The sequence below is a fragment of the Faecalicatena contorta genome (genome assembly GCF_021531895.1).
Lineage (GTDB): Bacteria > Bacillota > Clostridia > Lachnospirales > Lachnospiraceae > JAFBIX01.
This window is the reverse complement of record NZ_JAFBIX010000055.1, coordinates 1-4,495: the sequence shown is the minus strand read 5'-3', so window position 1 is coordinate 4,495 and position 4,495 is coordinate 1. Positions and strand designations below refer to the sequence as shown.

Sequence of the window (4,495 nt, the reverse complement as noted above, 5' to 3'; positions counted from 1 at the left end):
TCATCGGTTTTGGTTTGTAAACTTCTTTTTTTCTGTTTGCCATAATAAAAGGCCTCCTATGATTTAATATATTTTATCATAGAAGACCTTTATAGTGTTTAATTTACAGAGTTTTTTTCACAGGCTCTTTTTATGTAAACTTTTTGACAGTAATTAGTTTTCAGATTCAAGTTCACGGATAATTATTTCAGCAACTTTTTTTACTGTAAAGGAAACAAAATCTGTACATTGAGCCTTTCTTTCAGGAGAATTTTTTTCTTTTCCTTTCGTAAGAACTCTGCAGCATGTACCTCCGCAGTAATCTTTGAATGCGTCATGCATTTCGTTTGTTAATGCAAAACATTTTGTGATTTTCGGATCTCCAGGAGTTCTTCGTCCAAAGAAATAACCAATACACATTGTTGCGCCTGCTAACGCACCGCAGATACATCCGCCTCCACCAAGTCCCCACGGAAAACCTGAGCTCATAGCGATGGCATCATCAGAAAGATCTATCTCAAAATGCTTTCTGATAGCGTAGATCACAGATTCTGAACAGGCAAAGCCAGCATTAAAAATATCTACGGCATCCTTCTGTAATTGCTCTATGTTGATATTTGTAGTCATAATAATCCCCCTTTTTGGATTTTATCTTGTTCTTAATTAGTATTTTATACCAATAGAGGTTGTTTTAAAAGAAATATTTGCGAGTCAATTATAGATATAATCATAATATTTCCACAAATATATAAAATGGAAATATTATGGATATAATAAAATACAAATGGTTGATTTATAGTGATATATAAAATATAATATGCTTACAGATTCACATTTTATTATGGAAGTGATTAAAATGACAATTCAGGAAATGTTAAAACGAAAGACAGAGCTTGGCTATACTTATGCACAACTTTCGGAGCTTTCCGGTGTACCTGTAGGTACAATCCAGAAGATTTTTTCAGGAGTAACAAGTTCACCAAGATATGAGACACTTCGTGCATTGGAGCAGGTGTTAAAGAAACCTGAGAATTCTTATAAGGTGAAGAAGCAAGGGGAATATACTTTAGAAGATTATTATAAGATACCGGATGAGAGGCGTGTCGAGTTAATTGATGGAGTGATATACGATATGTCATCTCCTACCTCTGCACATCAGCTAATAGCAGGACTTATATACAGTAAGATGATTTCTCATGTGTTAGATAAAAAAGGAAAGTGTCTTCCGATGATATCACCGATTGATGTACAGCTTGATTGTGATAATAAGACGATGGTACAGCCGGATGTAGTTATTGTGTGTGACAGGGATAAAATCATTAATCGCTGTATTTATGGAGCTCCGGATTTTATTATTGAAGTCATATCCCGTTCATCGACCAAACGAGACTCTGTGATCAAGCTTAATAAATATTTAAATGCCGGGGTAAGAGAATACTGGATGATAGATCCGAACAGAAAAAAGGTTATTGTATATAATTTTGAAACAGAAAATTATCCGGTAATTTATGGATTTGATGCAAAGATTCCAGTTGGTATATGGGATAATGAATTGGAGATTGATTTTCAGGAAGTGTATGATCATATAAGCTTTTTATATAAGAGAGATAAAGATACAGAGTATTCAGAATATTAACTTGTATATTCAGTGGGGACAGGGTAAAATTAATTTGGGACGGAGTATTTTTGAAAAACCCCCGTCCCAAATGAAGGAGGAAGTAGATGAGAACAATCGATGTAAGTGAAATTACAAAGAATATTAAAGAAATGTGTATAGAAGCGAATCATTTTCTGTCAAAGGACATGGATGTAGCTTTGAAGAACGCTGTAAAAACAGAAGAATCACTTCTTGGCAGACAGATTTTAAATCAACTTCAGGAGAATCTTCAGATTGCAGCAAAAGATATGATTCCCATATGCCAGGATACTGGAATGGCAGTAATATTTATGGAAATTGGACAAGAAGTTCATTTTGAAGGTGGAAGTCTTGAAGATGCTATAAATGAAGGAGTACGCCAGGGATATACAGAAGGTTTTTTGAGAAAGTCAGTAGTAGGTGATCCGATCCTTCGTGAAAATACTAAGGATAATACACCTGCAATCATTCATTATAGTATTGTAGAAGGCAATAAAGTAAAGATAAAAGTTGCTCCAAAGGGATTTGGAAGTGAAAATATGAGCCGTGTATTCATGTTGAAGCCGGCAGATGGAATTGAAGGTGTAAAAAATGCAATTTTAACTGCAGTAAAAGATGCTGGTCCGAATGCATGTCCTCCGATGATTGTAGGCGTTGGAGTAGGAGGAACTTTTGAAAAATGCGCACTTATGGCAAAAGAAGCACTTACTCGAGAGGTTGGATCACATTCAGATATTCCATGGGTAAAAGAATTAGAAGAAGAGATGCTTGATAAAATTAACAGATTAGGTATTGGCCCAGGTGGATTGGGAGGAACAACAACTGCACTTGCAGTAAATGTAAATACTTATCCTACTCATATCGCAGGACTTCCGGTTGGAATTAACATTTGCTGTCACATAAATAGACACATTATCAGGGAGGTATAAGATGGATAAGCACATAAAAGCACCAATAACAAAAGAAGTATCTCGTTCGCTACATGCCGGTGATTACGTATATATCACAGGGACAATCTATACTGCAAGAGATGCTGCGCATAAACGGATGGATGAAGCCTTATCAAATGGAGAAAATCTTCCGATTAATATAGAAAATCAGGTCATATATTACATGGGACCATCTCCTGCAAGAGAAGGACGTCCAATTGGTTCTGCCGGACCAACAACAGCAAGCCGTATGGATAAATATGCGCCCAGACTTCTTGATCTTGGTTTATCAGCAATGATAGGAAAAGGAAAAAGGAGCAAAGAAGTACTGGATGCAGTTGTTAGAAATGAAAGTGTCTATTTTGCTGCTGTAGGTGGAGCAGGCGCATTATTGTCAAAATGTATCAAATCATCAGAAGTTGTTGCTTATGATGACTTAGGCACAGAAGCAATTCGGAAATTAGAAGTTGAGAATTTTCCAGTAATTGTTGTTGCGGACTGTGAAGGAAATAATTTATATGAAACTGCGATTAAGGAGTATCAAAGATAATGAAGAGAATATTATTAATGGTATTTCGAAATATTTTCCTTGTACCGTTTATGTGGATAAAATTGTGTTATCATGCACATTATGTTGATAAATATGAAGAAAAAGAACATTATAAGATGTTACAATTTATCTGTCATAGGGCAAATAAAGGTGGAAATGTTACAATAGATGCACATGGCCTTGAAAATATACCAAAAGAACAAGGATTTATGTTTTTCCCGAACCATCAGGGATTATACGATGTTCTTGCGATTGTAGATGTGTGTCCATATCCATTTTCCGTTGTTGCAAAAAAAGAAGTTTCTAATATTCAATTTTTAAAACAAGTATTTGCATGTATGCAAGCCTATATGCTGGATCGTGAAGATGTTCGTCAGGCGATGCAAGTAATTATTGATGTGGCAAATGAAGTAAAAAAGGGAAGAAATTATCTTATATTTGCAGAGGGAACACGATCTAAAAATGGAAATCATCCAGGTGATTTTAAGGGTGGTAGTTTTAAAGCTGCGACAAAGGCTCAATGTCCAATCATACCAGTTGCATTAATAGATTCATTTAAACCATTTGATACAAACAGTATTAGCCCTGTAACGGTTCAGGTTCATTTTCTGGAACCATTATATTATGAAGATTATAAAGATATGAAAACAAAAGAAATAGCAGCATTGGTAAAACAACGTATTGAGCAAACGATTAATGCAAATACATTGTAAATGAAGTATTTTGTAAATACTGAAAAAAATGATTGACAATAGGCAGAAGGTCTAGTATAATAACTTCTGCTGGAGAAATACTCAAGAGGCTGAAGAGGCGCCCCTGCTAAGGGTGTAGGTCGGGTGACCGGCGCGAGGGTTCAAATCCCTCTTTCTCCGTTTTAGTCAGTATTGACTGTCTGGAACAAAAAGTTTCAGACAGTTTTTTATGGCTAATGTAGACCCCATATATAGAAGAAAAAAGGGTAAATATATACAGAATATTGTGTTAAAAAAAGATGTTGAAAAAAATCGAAAAAAGATTAAAAAACATCTTGACATATAAAAGAACACATGGTATTATGTATAGGCTGACTCGTGAGAGACAGACAAAGATAAAAAGAACCTTGATAATTAAACAATAGACAACAACCCTGAAGATTTCTTTAAGAGAAAAATTCAGAACGAGACATTTAAATGTCGACCTTAAAACAGTAAAAGGGATAAGAAAGCTAGTAGTTTTCTTGACCTGGAATGAACTTGATTCTAAAGTCTGTGTAAAAACGGATTTCAGATTTTTTAACGAGAGTTTGATCCTGGCTCAGGATGAACGCTGGCGGCGTGCTTAACACATGCAAGTCGAGCGAAGCACTTAAGTATGATTCTTCGGATGAAGACTTAATTGACTGAGCGGCGGACGGGTGAGTAA

Annotated in this window: 5 protein-coding genes, 1 tRNA gene and 1 rRNA gene; 6 read left to right on the top strand and 1 reads right to left on the bottom strand. The window is 35.4% G+C overall.

Annotated features, from left to right (window positions below; genetic code table 11):
* Positions 1-153: 153 nt before the first annotated feature.
* Positions 154-606 (bottom strand): C-GCAxxG-C-C family (seleno)protein, encoded by a 453-nt coding sequence (locus JQM81_RS13250; protein WP_235234275.1) that lies wholly within the window; start codon positions 604-606, stop codon positions 154-156.
* 229 nt (positions 607-835) lie between these two features.
* Between JQM81_RS13250 and JQM81_RS13245 the strand changes: the two genes are divergently transcribed.
* The 6 genes from JQM81_RS13245 to JQM81_RS13220 all read left to right on the top strand — a co-directional run.
* Positions 836-1,615: a Uma2 family endonuclease gene (locus tag JQM81_RS13245; protein ID WP_235234274.1), complete on the top strand. Its 780-nt coding sequence runs from the start codon at positions 836-838 to the stop codon at positions 1,613-1,615.
* Between the two features lie 86 nt (positions 1,616-1,701).
* Positions 1,702-2,544, top strand: coding sequence for a fumarate hydratase (locus JQM81_RS13240; RefSeq protein WP_235234273.1), 843 nt, complete (start codon positions 1,702-1,704; stop codon positions 2,542-2,544).
* A gap of 1 nt (position 2,545) precedes the next feature.
* The gene (locus tag JQM81_RS13235) at positions 2,546-3,094 is read left to right on the top strand and encodes a Fe-S-containing hydro-lyase (protein ID WP_235234272.1); all 549 of its coding nucleotides are present in this window, start codon (positions 2,546-2,548) and stop codon (positions 3,092-3,094) included.
* Positions 3,094-3,807, top strand: coding sequence for a lysophospholipid acyltransferase family protein (locus JQM81_RS13230; protein ID WP_235234270.1), 714 nt, complete (start codon positions 3,094-3,096; stop codon positions 3,805-3,807). The genes JQM81_RS13235 and JQM81_RS13230 overlap by 1 nt, the downstream gene beginning before the upstream one ends.
* Positions 3,808-3,878: 71 nt before the next feature.
* Positions 3,879-3,966: transfer RNA gene (locus JQM81_RS13225), tRNA-Ser, on the top strand.
* A 398-nt stretch (positions 3,967-4,364) separates the two neighbouring features.
* Positions 4,365-4,495 (top strand): 16S ribosomal RNA (locus JQM81_RS13220); the annotation flags it as partial.